At 53.9% G+C, this 13,395-nt stretch carries 18 protein-coding genes; 13 read left to right on the plus strand and 5 right to left on the minus strand.

Annotation, left to right across the window (positions count from 1 at the left end):
• Positions 1-4: 4 nt before the first annotated feature.
• The 3 genes from yqgB to J4645_RS11785 all read right to left on the minus strand — a co-directional run bounded on the left by yqgB (position 5) and on the right by J4645_RS11785 (position 729).
• Complete coding sequence (gene yqgB, locus J4645_RS11775) at positions 5-136, minus strand: acid stress response protein YqgB (RefSeq protein ID WP_000729109.1); 132 nt, start codon at positions 134-136, stop codon at positions 5-7.
• Positions 137-202: 66 nt separating this feature from the next.
• Complete coding sequence (locus tag J4645_RS22345) at positions 203-370, minus strand: hypothetical protein (RefSeq protein WP_269467147.1); 168 nt, start codon at positions 368-370, stop codon at positions 203-205.
• Between the two features lie 59 nt (positions 371-429).
• Positions 430-729: a hypothetical protein gene (locus tag J4645_RS11785; protein WP_001543499.1), complete on the minus strand. Its 300-nt coding sequence runs from the start codon at positions 727-729 to the stop codon at positions 430-432.
• 55 nt (positions 730-784) lie between these two features.
• Here J4645_RS11785 and metK point away from each other — a divergent pair, with 55 nt between their 5' ends.
• From metK to ruvX, 8 genes are all read left to right on the plus strand, one after another.
• Positions 785-1,939 carry a methionine adenosyltransferase gene (gene metK / locus J4645_RS11790; protein ID WP_001062140.1) on the plus strand — a complete coding sequence of 385 codons (1,155 nt, stop codon included), beginning with the start codon at positions 785-787 and terminating at the stop codon, positions 1,937-1,939.
• Positions 1,940-2,431: 492 nt separating this feature from the next.
• Positions 2,432-3,826, plus strand: coding sequence for a galactose/proton symporter (galP, locus tag J4645_RS11795; RefSeq protein ID WP_001113171.1), 1,395 nt, complete (start codon positions 2,432-2,434; stop codon positions 3,824-3,826).
• Between the two features lie 78 nt (positions 3,827-3,904).
• Positions 3,905-4,402 carry a SprT family zinc-dependent metalloprotease gene (locus J4645_RS11800; RefSeq protein ID WP_023214412.1) on the plus strand — a complete coding sequence of 166 codons (498 nt, stop codon included), beginning with the start codon at positions 3,905-3,907 and terminating at the stop codon, positions 4,400-4,402.
• 94 nt (positions 4,403-4,496) lie between these two features.
• The gene (gene endA / locus J4645_RS11805; RefSeq protein WP_000286123.1) at positions 4,497-5,204 is read left to right on the plus strand and encodes a deoxyribonuclease I; all 708 of its coding nucleotides are present in this window, start codon (positions 4,497-4,499) and stop codon (positions 5,202-5,204) included.
• A 76-nt stretch (positions 5,205-5,280) separates the two neighbouring features.
• Positions 5,281-6,012 carry a 16S rRNA (uracil(1498)-N(3))-methyltransferase gene (gene rsmE / locus J4645_RS11810; protein ID WP_001222488.1) on the plus strand — a complete coding sequence of 244 codons (732 nt, stop codon included), beginning with the start codon at positions 5,281-5,283 and terminating at the stop codon, positions 6,010-6,012.
• A 19-nt stretch (positions 6,013-6,031) separates the two neighbouring features.
• Positions 6,032-6,979, plus strand: a complete 948-nt coding sequence (gene gshB, locus J4645_RS11815) for a glutathione synthase (RefSeq protein ID WP_000593248.1) — start codon at positions 6,032-6,034, stop codon at positions 6,977-6,979.
• Positions 6,980-7,194: 215 nt separating this feature from the next.
• Complete coding sequence (locus J4645_RS11820; protein WP_001053173.1) at positions 7,195-7,758, plus strand: YqgE/AlgH family protein; 564 nt, start codon at positions 7,195-7,197, stop codon at positions 7,756-7,758.
• A complete protein-coding gene (ruvX, locus tag J4645_RS11825) occupies positions 7,758-8,174 on the plus strand; it encodes a Holliday junction resolvase RuvX (protein WP_000017096.1) in 417 nt (138 codons plus the stop codon). The genes J4645_RS11820 and ruvX overlap by 1 nt, the downstream gene beginning before the upstream one ends.
• Before the next feature lie 31 nt (positions 8,175-8,205).
• Here the strand turns inward: ruvX and J4645_RS11830 are convergent, their stop codons facing one another.
• Positions 8,206-8,907 (minus strand): IclR family transcriptional regulator, encoded by a 702-nt coding sequence (locus tag J4645_RS11830; RefSeq protein WP_023214413.1) that lies wholly within the window; start codon positions 8,905-8,907, stop codon positions 8,206-8,208.
• 131 nt (positions 8,908-9,038) lie between these two features.
• Positions 9,039-10,019, minus strand: coding sequence for a type IV pilus twitching motility protein PilT (locus J4645_RS11835; protein WP_001055645.1), 981 nt, complete (start codon positions 10,017-10,019; stop codon positions 9,039-9,041).
• A gap of 17 nt (positions 10,020-10,036) precedes the next feature.
• On the opposite strand from J4645_RS11835, the gene J4645_RS11840 reads away from it, so the two are divergent.
• Genes J4645_RS11840 through hemW form a run of 5 tightly spaced genes read left to right on the plus strand, consistent with a single transcriptional unit; the run spans position 10,037 to position 13,343 of the window.
• Positions 10,037-10,741: a YggS family pyridoxal phosphate-dependent enzyme gene (locus J4645_RS11840; RefSeq protein WP_000997812.1), complete on the plus strand. Its 705-nt coding sequence runs from the start codon at positions 10,037-10,039 to the stop codon at positions 10,739-10,741.
• A gap of 18 nt (positions 10,742-10,759) precedes the next feature.
• Positions 10,760-11,326, plus strand: a complete 567-nt coding sequence (locus J4645_RS11845) for a YggT family protein (RefSeq protein WP_001094848.1) — start codon at positions 10,760-10,762, stop codon at positions 11,324-11,326.
• Entirely contained in the window at positions 11,323-11,613 is a 291-nt protein-coding gene (yggU, locus tag J4645_RS11850) for a DUF167 family protein YggU (RefSeq protein ID WP_001277203.1), read from the plus strand. The genes J4645_RS11845 and yggU overlap by 4 nt, the downstream gene beginning before the upstream one ends.
• A gap of 7 nt (positions 11,614-11,620) precedes the next feature.
• Positions 11,621-12,214, plus strand: a complete 594-nt coding sequence (locus tag J4645_RS11855) for an XTP/dITP diphosphatase (protein WP_001174769.1) — start codon at positions 11,621-11,623, stop codon at positions 12,212-12,214.
• Positions 12,207-13,343 carry a radical SAM family heme chaperone HemW gene (gene hemW, locus J4645_RS11860; RefSeq protein ID WP_023214414.1) on the plus strand — a complete coding sequence of 379 codons (1,137 nt, stop codon included), beginning with the start codon at positions 12,207-12,209 and terminating at the stop codon, positions 13,341-13,343. Before J4645_RS11855 ends, hemW begins: the two co-directional genes overlap by 8 nt.
• The last annotated feature ends 52 nt before the right edge of the window (positions 13,344-13,395 follow it).

Below are 13,395 nucleotides of genomic sequence, written 5' to 3' on the forward strand. Positions count from 1 at the left end.
AACCTCAATTTTTATTAGCAAGTGTAAAACAGTTGACCACTATCGCAATCCGAAGACGCGATAACAACCCATAGACAAGCGGATTTTCCAGCAGATAGCGCTGATGCTCCGCCTGCGCGACCGGTTTCTTTTTCATATCATTGTAAACACGTAACCGAACTCACAGATAACGGTTCGGCGAAACCACGAGAAAACTCTTGCGTTAACAAGAGCGCCCTTGTTCAGTCTTCAGCGCCATGCCGGCTCTGGAATCCTGAGAAGCGCCGAGATGGGTATAACATCGGCAGGTATGCAAAGCAGAGATGCAGATTGCGGGGGACATGCGCGCACCAGAACGATGCGACAAATTCAGCAGAATACAACGGTTCATTATCTCGTATCACCTCCACGGCCGCCTCGTAAGACGAACCCACAAGCCAAAGCAACGTTTTAACCCGGCTGGAAGTGGCGACACGAAGAAAACGTCGTGTGCTTTTGTATGAGCCGCGCGTCGCGTTTTATACCCAGAACGCAGAAAAAAAGCAAAGCATAAATGCGCATAATGTCAGCATTATCAGAAACGTTTACCGCCTGATTTTGACCGACATTGCGACGGCCTTCAAAAAAAGCTGGAAATTGGGCGAAGAAGTGACCTAAAATAGCCGTCCAGATGTTAATCCATCCATACTGATTAACACTCAGACTGCCAGTGTCAGTGACCTTCAGACTCATGGTAGAATCTTCTGTCATGACTATTCCGCACAACAGTTTGAGCTAACTAAATTCTCCTTAGGTGAAATTAAATATGGCAAAACACCTTTTTACGTCTGAGTCCGTATCAGAAGGGCATCCTGACAAAATCGCAGACCAAATCTCTGATGCCGTGTTGGATGCTATCCTGCAACAGGATCCGAAAGCACGCGTCGCCTGTGAAACCTACGTTAAAACCGGCATGGTTTTAGTTGGCGGTGAGATCACCACCAGCGCCTGGGTCGATATCGAAGAGATCACCCGTAATACGGTGCGCGAAATTGGCTATGTGCATTCCGACATGGGCTTTGACGCCAACTCTTGCGCGGTACTGAGCGCAATTGGCAAACAGTCTCCGGATATCAACCAGGGCGTTGACCGCGCAGACCCGCTGGAACAAGGCGCGGGCGACCAGGGCCTGATGTTTGGCTACGCGACAAATGAGACCGACGTACTGATGCCTGCGCCAATCACCTACGCGCACCGTCTGGTACAGCGTCAGGCTGAAGTGCGTAAAAATGGCACCCTGCCATGGTTGCGTCCGGATGCAAAAAGCCAGGTCACTTTCCAGTATGACGACGGCAAAATCGTCGGTATCGACGCCGTGGTTCTCTCTACGCAGCACGCAGAAGATATCGACCAAAAATCGCTGCAAGAAGCGGTGATGGAAGAGATCATCAAACCCATTCTGCCGTCTGAATGGTTAAATACGTCCACTAAGTTTTTTATCAACCCAACCGGGCGTTTTGTTATCGGCGGCCCGATGGGCGATTGTGGTCTGACCGGTCGTAAGATCATCGTTGATACCTACGGCGGTATGGCGCGTCACGGCGGCGGCGCCTTCTCCGGTAAAGATCCGTCTAAAGTTGACCGTTCTGCAGCTTACGCTGCGCGTTATGTCGCGAAAAACATCGTGGCGGCAGGTCTGGCGGATCGCTGTGAAATCCAGGTCTCCTACGCTATCGGCGTAGCGGAGCCGACGTCCATCATGGTGGAAACGTTCGGTACTGAAAAAGTGCCTGCTGAACAGTTGATTCTGCTGGTGCGCGAATTCTTCGACCTGCGCCCGTACGGCTTGATTCAGATGCTGGATCTGCTGCACCCGATCTACAAAGAAACTGCGGCTTACGGCCACTTCGGTCGCGAAAACTTCCCATGGGAAAAAACCGACAAAGCGCAACTGCTGCGCGATGCTGCCGGTCTGAAATAATCGCCCGCGCCTGACGCTGTTTTTCAGTCAGGTAAACCATACCGTACTTATCAAGGCCAGCGCCCTGCTGGCCTTTATCATTGCTGATACACGCAACGTTATCAGATGTTCCAGCGTGTATTTATACTGACCTTTTTGTGATGCGCAGCACAATCCACTCTCCCCTTTCGTTTCTTCGACTACACTTTTTATCATTCAGTTTCAGTCATCATGAAAGCGGTTACATTCATTTTCATTAAGAACTGACCGCATCACTATCGGTATGCTAATTCTGCGATGAAAATATTACATAATTTTTCAACTTTGTCTGAATACCAGGCGATTGATATGGTTATAAGATTATTAAAACTATTATTTTTCAGATAATTAAATAATCACCGAGATAAATAGTAGTGTAAACGATTACACCATTGTGATTAGCCTCACATCTTTTTACGGCGTACTCACCTACTCTTAACATCGATAAAATTGCTAACCCAACCGGAGGGCATAATGCCTGACAATAAAAAACAAGGGCGTTCCAACAAGGCCATGACATTTTTTGTCTGCTTTCTTGCAGCCCTGGCAGGATTACTTTTTGGCCTGGATATCGGCGTTATCGCCGGTGCTTTACCCTTCATTACCGACGAGTTTCAGATTACCGCACACACTCAGGAATGGGTGGTCAGCTCCATGATGTTTGGCGCGGCCGTCGGCGCTGTCGGCAGCGGCTGGCTCTCCTTTAAGCTGGGTCGTAAAAAAAGCCTGATGATCGGCGCTATCCTGTTCGTCGCCGGTTCGCTGTTCTCCGCTGCGGCGCCTAACGTTGAAGTCCTGATTATTTCTCGCGTGCTGCTGGGTCTGGCCGTCGGCGTCGCTTCCTACACCGCACCGTTGTACCTGTCCGAGATCGCGCCGGAAAAAATTCGCGGCAGTATGATCTCAATGTACCAACTCATGATCACCATCGGGATTCTGGGCGCTTATCTGTCCGATACCGCGTTCAGCTACAGCGGCGCATGGCGCTGGATGCTCGGCGTGATCATCATCCCAGCCATTCTGCTGCTGATCGGCGTCTTCTTCCTGCCGGACAGCCCGCGCTGGTTTGCGGCGAAACGCCGCTTCCATGATGCTGAACGCGTCCTGTTGCGCCTGCGTGACACCAGTGCGGAAGCAAAACGTGAGCTTGATGAAATTCGCGAAAGTTTGCAGGTTAAACAGAGCGGTTGGGCGCTGTTCAAAGAGAACAGCAACTTCCGCCGCGCCGTGTTTCTTGGCATTTTGTTGCAGGTAATGCAGCAATTTACCGGGATGAACGTCATCATGTATTACGCGCCGAAAATCTTCGAGCTGGCGGGGTACACAAATACCACGGAGCAGATGTGGGGCACCGTTATTGTTGGTCTGACTAACGTCCTGGCAACCTTCATCGCTATCGGCCTGGTTGACCGCTGGGGTCGCAAACCTACCCTGACGCTGGGCTTCCTGGTCATGGCGATTGGTATGGGGATTCTGGGTACGATGATGCACATCGGCATCCATTCGCCGTCTGCGCAATACTTCGCTATCGCTATGCTGCTGATGTTCATCATTGGATTTGCGATGAGCGCTGGTCCGCTGATTTGGGTACTGTGCTCCGAAATCCAACCGCTGAAAGGCCGCGATTTCGGCATCACCTGCTCCACCGCGACCAACTGGATCGCCAATATGATCGTCGGCGCAACGTTCCTGACCATGCTGAACAATCTGGGTAACGCCAACACCTTCTGGGTCTACGCTGGCCTGAACGTGCTGTTTATCCTGCTGACCCTGTGGCTGGTGCCGGAAACCAAACACGTTTCGCTGGAACACATTGAACGTAACCTGATGAAAGGTCGTAAACTGCGCGAAATCGGCGCCCACGACTAATCCCTCCACGCTTCCTCCTGCCACAGGAGGAAGCGTTTTTCTTGCAGTCCCTCTTCCGTCGCACTATTCTCTGCCGCTATGAAAGCCCCTCGTCTCCCTATCGCTATCCAGCAGGCCGTGATGCGTCGTCTGCGGGAAAATCTCGCCCAGGCGAACCTCAAGCTCGATAGACATTATCCGGAGCCGAAACTGGTGTATACGCAACGCGGCACCTCGGCGGGCACCGCCTGGCTGGAGAGCTACGAAATCCGCCTCAACCCGGTGTTACTGCTGGAAAACATCGACACCTTTATTGCAGAGGTCGTGCCGCATGAACTGGCGCATCTGTTGGTGTGGAAGCACTTCGGACGCAAGGCTCCGCATGGCAAGGAATGGAAGTGGATGATGGAAAGCGTGCTGGGCGTTCCGGCCAGACGTACTCATCAATTTGCTCTGCAATCCGTACGGCGCAATACCTTTCCCTACCATTGCCAATGCCAGCAACATCAACTCACCGTCCGCCGTCATAATCGGGTAGTACGCGGCGAAGCGGTTTATCGTTGCGTTCACTGCGGCGAACCACTGGTCGCCGGGTAGTTCCCGAAACGTCCGGGAACTTTCCTGAGCGGACTGATTGCATACAGACACAACTTTCGTTACGTTGCGGGCTCGTTTTGCTATGGAGTGTGCAATGTACCGTAATTTTTCTTTTGCCGCTGCGTTGCTGGCCGCAGCGTTTTCAGGCCAGGCATTGGCCGATGGCATTAACAATTTTTCTCAGGCCAAAGCGGCGAGCGTCAAAGTCAATGCCGACGCGCCCGGCAGCTTTTACTGCGGGTGCCAAATCCGCTGGCAGGGTAAAAAAGGCGTCGTAGACCTGGAGTCCTGCGGCTATAAGGTGCGTAAAAACGAGAATCGCGCCAGACGCATTGAGTGGGAGCACGTTGTCCCCGCCTGGCAATTCGGTCATCAGCGCCAGTGCTGGCAGGACGGCGGGCGAAAAAACTGCGCTAAAGATCCGGTCTACCGCAAAATGGAAAGCGATATGCATAACCTGCAGCCCGCCATTGGCGAAGTGAATGGCGATCGCGGCAACTTTATGTATAGCCAGTGGAACGGCGGCGAAGGCCAGTACGGGCAATGCGCCATGAAAGTGGATTTTAAAGCGAAAATCGCCGAGCCGCCCGCCCGCGCCCGTGGCGCAATCGCCCGCACTTATTTTTATATGCGCGACCAATACCAACTGAAACTTTCCCGCCAACAAACGCAGCTTTTTAACGTCTGGGATAAGCAGTACCCCGTTACCGCCTGGGAGTGCGAGCGCGATGCGCGTATCGCGAAGGTCCAGGGTAATCATAATCCCTATGTGCAACGCGCTTGCCAGGCGCGAAAGAGCTAACCTACACTAGCGGGATTCTTGTTAACCCATGCCCTGGATAGCCAAACGCCGGGGCCATGACGCGGATTTTTTTATTATGCGTATTCCCCGCATTTATCACCCTGAATTGTTGACGTCCGGTACGCAGATTTCGTTATGCGAAGATGCGGCCAACCATATTGGTCGTGTACTGCGCATGGGACCGGGACAAGCGTTACAGCTGTTTGACGGCAGTAATCAGGTATTCGATGCTGAAATCATTAGCGCCAGTAAGAAAAGCGTTGAAGTGCAAGTGATGAAAGGCGAAATCGACGATCGTGAATCGCCGCTGCATATCCATCTGGGCCAGGTGATGTCGCGCGGTGAAAAAATGGAATTTACTATCCAGAAATCGATCGAACTGGGTGTAAGCCTCATTACGCCACTGTTCTCTGAGCGCTGCGGCGTTAAACTGGATAATGAACGTCTGAACAAAAAGCGCCAGCAGTGGCAAAAGATCGCCATCGCCGCCTGCGAACAATGCGGGCGTAACCGGGTGCCGGAAATTCGCCCGCCGATGGCGCTGGAGGCCTGGTGCGCCGAGCAAGATTCCGGGCTGAAGCTCAATCTTCATCCGCGCGCCCATGCCAGCATCAACACTCTGCCGCTGCCGGTTGAACGCGTCCGACTGCTGATCGGCCCGGAAGGCGGGCTGTCGGCGGACGAAATCGCGATGACCGCGCGCTATCAGTTTACTGATATTCTGTTAGGACCTCGCGTTCTGCGTACTGAGACAACCGCGCTCACCGCCATTACCGCGCTACAGGTGCGTTTTGGCGACTTAGGATGAAGCGTTAACGGAGAAAATAATGATCAAGCTCGGCATCGTGATGGACCCCATCGCACACATCAACATCAAGAAAGACACCAGTTTCGCTATGCTGCTGGAAGCCCAACGTCGTGGTTATGAACTTCATTATATGGAGATGGCCGACCTTTATCTGATTAACGGCGAAGCCCGCGCCCGCACGCGAACGTTGAGCGTGGAGCAAAATTACGATAAATGGTACGAGTTCGGCAGCGAGCAGGAGATTAAACTCGCCGATCTGGACGTCATTTTGATGCGCAAAGATCCGCCGTTTGATACCGAGTTTATTTATGCGACCTATATTCTGGAACGCGCTGAAGAAGAAGGGACGCTTATCGTCAACAAACCGCAAAGCCTGCGCGACTGTAATGAAAAACTGTATACCGCCTGGTTTGCCGATCTGACGCCGGAAACGCTGGTAACGCGCAATAAAGCGCAGCTCAAAGCGTTTTGGGAAAAGCACGGCGATATCATTATGAAACCGCTGGACGGTATGGGCGGCGCGTCCATTTTCCGCGTTAAGGAAGGCGATCCTAACATAGGCGTTATTGCCGAAACGCTGACCGAGCTGGGCAACCGCTACTGCATGGCGCAGAACTATTTGCCCGCTATCAAAGATGGCGATAAGCGCGTCCTGGTCGTCGACGGCGAGCCGGTGCCTTACTGCCTGGCGCGTATTCCGCAGGGCGGCGAAACCCGCGGCAACCTGGCGGCTGGTGGTCGCGGCGAACCCCGTCCGTTGAGCGAAAGCGACTGGGAAATCGCCCGCCGCGTTGGGCCGACGCTTAAAGCCAAAGGGCTTATTTTCGTCGGTCTGGATATTATCGGCGACCGCTTAACGGAAATTAACGTGACCAGCCCAACCTGCGTGCGTGAAATTGAAGCGGAATATCCGATCTCTATCACCGGGATGTTGATGGACGCCATCGAAGCGCGTCTGGCGAAGTAAAGGTTTATTGCCCGGTGGCGTGCGCTTACCGGGCCTGAGCAATCACGCCGCCCCGGTCGGATAAGGCGGCGCATCAGCATCGCCATCCGGCAATCTATTGCCCGATAAGGCAGCCGTCCTTTGGCAAAAGACGGCTTATATGAGTGACAACCGTCCGCTTTCCCCACATACTGAACGCTGTCGTTTTTTTGAACCAGGAAACAGAACCTCTGACAATGAATTTACAGCATCACTTTCTTATTGCCATGCCTGCGCTCCAGGACCCGATTTTCCGCCGTTCCGTGGTGTATATTTGCGAGCACAACCAGGACGGCGCTATGGGGATTATTGTTAATAAGCCTTTGGAAAATCTGCAAATTGAAGGGATTCTGGAAAAACTAAAAATTACGCCGGAACCGCGCGATTCGTCAATTCGTCTTGATAAAGCCGTGATGCTCGGCGGCCCGCTGGCGGAAGATCGCGGATTTATTCTCCATACTCCGCCGTCACGTTTCGCCTCCAGCATTCGTATCTCAGACAATACCGTGATTACCACCTCCCGCGATGTGCTGGAAACGTTAGGTACCCAACAACAGCCTTCCGATGTACTGGTCGCGCTGGGCTACGCCTCCTGGGATAAAGGCCAGCTTGAACAAGAGTTGCTTGATAACGCCTGGCTTACCGCGCCCGCCGATCTCAATATTTTGTTCAAAACGCCCATTGCCGAGCGCTGGCGCGAAGCGGCAAAACTTATTGGCATTGATATTCTGACCATGCCTGGCGTTGCGGGGCACGCCTGATGAGCGGCACCTTACTGGCCTTTGACTTCGGCACAAAAAGCATCGGCGTTGCAATAGGACAACGCATTACCGGCACCGCCCGTCCGCTTCCGGCAATCAAAGCACAGGACGGCACGCCCGACTGGACGCTCATTGAACGTTTGCTGAAAGAGTGGCAGCCGGACGAAATTATTGTCGGGCTACCGCTCAATATGGATGGCACTGAACAGCCGCTGACGGCGCGCGCCCGTAAATTCGCCAACCGTATTCATGGGCGTTTCGGGGTAACTGTCACGCTGCACGATGAACGACTCAGCACCGTTGAAGCACGCTCCGGTCTGTTTGAACGAGGTGGGTATCGCGCGCTGAACAAAGGCAAAGTGGACTCGGCCTCCGCCGTGATTATCCTCGAAAGCTATTTTGAACAGGGGTATTAAAGCCGTTTTTGTCAGCAGGCGGATAACGCGGTCACGGTTGCCAGGCTTGCTGGGCAATACGCTGGTTTAATGCCTTCAACGCCTGTAAACGCGCAACCGCCTCCGCCTCATCAATCCGCCACATTCCCGCAAAGGCCAGCGCTGCGGCGTGCTTGCCTAGCGGTTGCGCCATAGAAACTTCACCATCAGCGTGATGCCACAGCACGTATCCCCGCTGGCGCTGCTGCGCCACATGCGGCGCCAGATTACGCCACTGCTCCGGAGTAAAACGCTGCATTAGCGCCTCATCGCTTTCTGCCGCCAGTAACGCCACTCCTGTTACCGACTGCCAGGCCGGGCACATGCGAAACCCCGCCAGCGCCTGACTTCCCTGCGAACCCGGCGTAGAGTGATAAATATAGATAATCTGGTCTTCCCATAGCACGCCTAATGCCACCACGATGTCTTTGGGCGCATGGCGTTCAAGGATAGGCAACGCATGGGAGAACAGCGCTGAACCACGAATCGCCTGCGCTGCCAAAGCATGAATGCCTGGCCCGGGTAAATAGCGTCGGTGCTCATCCTGCATCGTGAGTCCAATAGAGGCCATCGTCATTAACAGGCGATTAACGCGCGTGGTATTAATATCCATCAGCCGGGCAAGCTCGCGACATCCGATAGCACGGTCGCTGGAAACCAGATATTGCAGACAGCGAATGCCATCTATCAGGCTTTGATTCGGTTGTGATGACATCGTTAAATGGCTTCGCTGTGGTTTTAACAAAGCTGCGATTTTAACGCCGGTTCGCCAGGATACAAGCCTGTATACCGTTCAATCCACCGCGCCAGTCAACACTTTCCTCCCCCCCTACGCCGCCATCTTCGCTACAGCCGTCCCTGCGCCTGACGCCATTGCGCGCTCTGGGCGAATGTCATCATCCCCTGCTGCTGCCCGGTTTGTATCACGTGGGCCAACTGATGGAGTTTGCCTTCACGGATCAAATTCCCTGTGGCTGGCGTATTAATCAGTAATTCAAACAACGCCACGCGCCCATCCTGTCTGTCGACCTCCAGTTTTTGTGATAGTACGGCGCGCAGACTACCCGCCAGTTGACTGCGTATCGGTTCTTTTTCCTGCGCCGGAAAACTATCCACTAATCTTTCCACCGCCTGCGCCGCACCGCGAGTATGCAGGGTTGCCAGTACCAGATGCCCCGTTTCCGCCGCCGTCAGCGCCAGGCGAATGGTCTCGCTGTCACGCAGCTCTCCCAGTAAAATGACATCGGGATCTTCACGTAACGCCGCGCGCAGCCCGGCGGCAAAAGTGGCGCAATGCTGGCCGATTTCCCGCTGCTGTATCAGGCAACGCTTGCTGGTGTAACGGTATTCAATAGGATCTTCCAGCGTCAGGATATGTTTATCGGCATGTTGATTAAGATATCCCACCATCGCCGCCAGCGTGGTGGACTTCCCGCAGCCAGTAGCGCCAGTGACCAGAATCAGTCCGTTCTCGCTGGCAAGCAGTGCGGGTACTATCGGCGGCGTCTGGATTTCCGCCAGATCAGGACAACGCTCGGGCAATAGCCGTAGCGCCAGCGACGTTCCCTGTTGATGTGTGAACGCACTGGCGCGCAGGCGCCGCGTGCCAGACAGCGAGACGGCGAAATCAAGCTGGCCGTGCGTTCGCCACTGATATTGTTGCGCATCATTAAGCCAATCAAGCAGAAGCCTGTCGACATCAGGCGCGGTAAAAGGCGCGTTCTCCATGCGTCCTTGTTTGCGCCATCGCGCAGGCCAGGCGTTACACAGGTGTAGATCCGAGACGTTATGCTTTACACTAAGCGTCACAATTTCTTCCATATTCATATAAACATCCTCGGAAAATGAACGATATCGCGCATAACCTGGCATACATCCGGGACAAAATCTCCGCCGCGGCGACGCGTTGCGGCCGCTCTTCAGAAGAAGTTACGTTGCTTGCAGTGAGTAAAACCAAACCTGCGAGCGACATCGCAGAAGCCATTGCCGCCGGACAACGGGCATTTGGTGAAAATTATGTACAAGAGGGGGTGGAAAAAATCCGCCACTTTCAGGAAGCGAAAGTGGAAGGCCTGCACTGGCACTTTATTGGCCCTTTACAGTCCAACAAAAGTCGGCTGGTGGCCGAGCATTTTGACTGGTGTCATACCATCGATCGCCTGCGTATCGCCTCGCGCCTGAGCGAACAGCGTCCGGATAATCTGCCAGCGCTAAATGTTCTGATCCAAATTAATATCAGCGATGAAAACAGCAAATCAGGCATTCCGCTGGCGGAACTGGATGAGCTGGCCGCTGCGGTGGCTACACTGCCGCGTCTGAGGCTTCGCGGACTGATGGCGATCCCGGCGCCAGAGTCAGATTATGTAAGGCAGTTTGAAGTCGCACGTCAAATGGCTGTAGCATTTGCCGGGCTGAAAGCGCGCTACCCTGACGTTGATACCTTATCTCTGGGTATGAGCGACGATATGGAAGCCGCGATTGCGGCAGGTAGCACAATGGTGCGCATCGGCACCGCTATCTTTGGTGCTCGTGATTACACAAAAAATTAAGGAAAACTGAGGAACGCCATGAATACGTTGACCTTCCTGCTCTCAACGGTAATTGAGCTGTATACCATGGTGCTATTATTGCGCGTGTGGATGCAGTGGGCCCGCTGTGACTTTTACAACCCTTTCTCCCAGTTCGTGGTGAAAATTACGCAGCCCATCATCGGACCGCTGCGTCGTATTATCCCGCCAATGGGGCCGATTGACAGCGCTTCCCTGCTGGTGGCGTTTATTCTTAGCGTTATTAAGGCGATAGTGCTGTTTAAGGTCATTACGTTTCAGGCGATTATCTGGATTGCCGCGGTGCTTATCTTGCTTAAAACAATCGGCCTGCTGATCTTCTGGGTGCTGCTGGTCATGGCTATCATGAGCTGGGTGAGCCAGGGTCGTAGCCCGATTGAATATGTATTGATTCAGCTTGCCGAGCCGCTGCTCAGCCCGATTCGCCGTATACTGCCTGCAATGGGCGGCATCGACTTCTCGCCGATGGTTCTGGTGCTGCTGCTGTATGTCGTTAATATGGGGATCGCTGAAGTCTTACAAGCGACAGGCAACATGTTGCTGCCGGGGCTGTGGATGGCGCTATGAGTGCTGTGACTCGCTGCGAAGACGGTCTGGTGTTACGGCTTTATATTCAGCCGAAAGCCAGCCGCGACAGTATTGTGGGCTTACATGGCGACGAGGTGAAAGTCGCCATTACCGCCCCGCCGGTTGACGGTCAGGCAAACAGCCATCTGATCAAGTTTCTCGGTAAACAGTTTCGCGTGGCGAAAAGTCAGATCGTCATCGAAAAAGGCGAGCTGGGCCGTCACAAACAGGTAAAAATTATTCACCCGCAACAGATCCCGCCGGAAATTGCGGCGTTAACTGAGTAGGTATCCCATGCAAAAAGTTGTTCTCGCAACCGGTAACGCCGGTAAAGTGCGCGAGCTCGCGTCGCTGTTAAGCGATTTTGGGCTTGATGTGGTAGCGCAAACGGAACTGGGCGTCGATTCCGCGGAAGAAACCGGCCTGACGTTTATTGAAAACGCGATTCTCAAAGCGCGCCATGCCGCTAAAATGACCGGTCTGCCCGCCATTGCCGATGACTCCGGTCTGGCCGTTGACGTTTTAGGCGGCGCGCCGGGTATCTATTCCGCGCGCTATTCTGGCGAAAACGCGACAGATCAGCAAAACCTGGAAAAACTGCTGCATACTCTACGGGATGTTCCGGACGACAAACGCCAGGCGCGATTCCATTGTGTACTGGTTTATTTGCGTCATGCCGAAGATCCCACACCGATAGTCTGTCACGGTAGCTGGCCTGGCGTTATTACTCGCCAGGCGGCCGGAAATGGCGGATTTGGCTATGATCCCATTTTCTTCGTACCGTCTGAAGGCAAAACCGCCGCAGAACTGACCCGTGAAGAAAAAAGCGCGATTTCCCACCGTGGACAAGCGCTCAAGCTACTGCTGGATGCGTTACGCAATGGCTAAACTACCGCCGCTCAGTCTTTATATTCATATTCCCTGGTGTGTACAAAAATGTCCATATTGCGACTTCAATTCCCATGCGTTGAAGGGCGAGGTGCCGCATGACGACTACGTCCAGCATCTGTTAAGCGATCTGGATGCCGACGTCGCCTGGGCGCAAGGGCGTGAAGTAAAGACCATTTTTATTGGCGGCGGTACGCCAAGCCTGCTTTCCGGGCCGGCGATGCAAACGCTGCTGGACGGCGTGCGTGCGCGCCTGAATCTGGCGGCGGATGCGGAAATTACCATGGAAGCGAACCCCGGCACGGTCGAAGCCGACCGCTTCATCGACTATCAGCGCGCCGGCGTAAACCGGATCTCCATTGGCGTGCAGAGCTTTAGTGAGCCTAAGCTGAAACGTCTTGGCCGTATTCACGGTCCACAAGAGGCGATGCGGGCAGCAAGACTGGCAAATGGGCTTGGGCTACGCAGCTTTAACCTCGACTTGATGCATGGATTGCCGGACCAAACGCTGGAAGAGGCGCTGAATGATTTGCGACAGGCGATTGCGCTTAATCCGCCGCATCTCTCATGGTATCAATTGACGATTGAACCCAACACTCTGTTCGGTTCGCGTCCGCCGGTTTTACCGGACGATGACGCTCTGTGGGATATCTTTGAGCAGGGCCACCAGTTATTAACCGCCGCGGGCTATCAGCAATACGAAACGTCGGCCTATGCCAAACCCGGTTATCAGTGCCAGCATAATCTGAACTACTGGCGCTTTGGCGACTATCTGGGGATTGGCTGCGGCGCCCACGGTAAAGTCACCTTCCCGGGCGGCAGGATCCTGCGCACCACCAAAACCCGTCACCCACGCGGTTATATGCAGGGACGTTACCTGGAAAGCCAGCGTGACGTGAGTGATGACGATAAACCCTTTGAGTTCTTTATGAATCGTTTTCGGTTGCTGGAGCGCGCGCCTCGCGCCGAATTTGTCGCCTATACCGGGCTTACGGAAGCGGTTATTCGTCAGCCAATCGACGAGGCTATTGCCCAGGGCTACCTGACCGAATGCGAGCAATACTGGCAGATTACCCGGCACGGTAAACTGTTTTTAAACTCTCTTCTTGAGTTGTTTCTCGCGGAATAACAAGGATAAGCCTGTCGCGCCAGCGGGTAAAATACCTGATGGCGCGACGCTT

It is taken from the genome of Salmonella sp. 32082101201600294FB01SM01 (assembly GCF_017572865.1).
In the GTDB taxonomy this organism is placed as follows: Bacteria; Pseudomonadota; Gammaproteobacteria; order Enterobacterales; family Enterobacteriaceae; genus Salmonella; species Salmonella enterica.

Bases quoted from the DNA above. Each gene is read 5' to 3' on its own strand.
- yqgB (WP_000729109.1), bottom strand. From the start codon at position 136: ATGAAAAAGAAACCGGTCGCGCAGGCGGAGCATCAGCGCTATCTGCTG.
- J4645_RS22345 (WP_269467147.1), bottom strand. From the start codon at position 370: ATGAACCGTTGTATTCTGCTGAATTTGTCGCATCGTTCTGGTGCGCGC.
- J4645_RS11785 (WP_001543499.1), bottom strand. From the start codon at position 729: ATGACAGAAGATTCTACCATGAGTCTGAAGGTCACTGACACTGGCAGT.
- metK (WP_001062140.1), top strand. From the start codon at position 785: ATGGCAAAACACCTTTTTACGTCTGAGTCCGTATCAGAAGGGCATCCT.
- galP (WP_001113171.1), top strand. From the start codon at position 2,432: ATGCCTGACAATAAAAAACAAGGGCGTTCCAACAAGGCCATGACATTT.
- J4645_RS11800 (WP_023214412.1), top strand. From the start codon at position 3,905: ATGAAAGCCCCTCGTCTCCCTATCGCTATCCAGCAGGCCGTGATGCGT.
- endA (WP_000286123.1), top strand. From the start codon at position 4,497: ATGTACCGTAATTTTTCTTTTGCCGCTGCGTTGCTGGCCGCAGCGTTT.
- rsmE (WP_001222488.1), top strand. From the start codon at position 5,281: ATGCGTATTCCCCGCATTTATCACCCTGAATTGTTGACGTCCGGTACG.
- gshB (WP_000593248.1), top strand. From the start codon at position 6,032: ATGATCAAGCTCGGCATCGTGATGGACCCCATCGCACACATCAACATC.
- J4645_RS11820 (WP_001053173.1), top strand. From the start codon at position 7,195: ATGAATTTACAGCATCACTTTCTTATTGCCATGCCTGCGCTCCAGGAC.
- ruvX (WP_000017096.1), top strand. From the start codon at position 7,758: ATGAGCGGCACCTTACTGGCCTTTGACTTCGGCACAAAAAGCATCGGC.
- J4645_RS11830 (WP_023214413.1), bottom strand. From the start codon at position 8,907: ATGTCATCACAACCGAATCAAAGCCTGATAGATGGCATTCGCTGTCTG.
- J4645_RS11835 (WP_001055645.1), bottom strand. From the start codon at position 10,019: ATGAATATGGAAGAAATTGTGACGCTTAGTGTAAAGCATAACGTCTCG.
- J4645_RS11840 (WP_000997812.1), top strand. From the start codon at position 10,037: ATGAACGATATCGCGCATAACCTGGCATACATCCGGGACAAAATCTCC.
- J4645_RS11845 (WP_001094848.1), top strand. From the start codon at position 10,760: ATGAATACGTTGACCTTCCTGCTCTCAACGGTAATTGAGCTGTATACC.
- yggU (WP_001277203.1), top strand. From the start codon at position 11,323: ATGAGTGCTGTGACTCGCTGCGAAGACGGTCTGGTGTTACGGCTTTAT.
- J4645_RS11855 (WP_001174769.1), top strand. From the start codon at position 11,621: ATGCAAAAAGTTGTTCTCGCAACCGGTAACGCCGGTAAAGTGCGCGAG.
- hemW (WP_023214414.1), top strand. From the start codon at position 12,207: ATGGCTAAACTACCGCCGCTCAGTCTTTATATTCATATTCCCTGGTGT.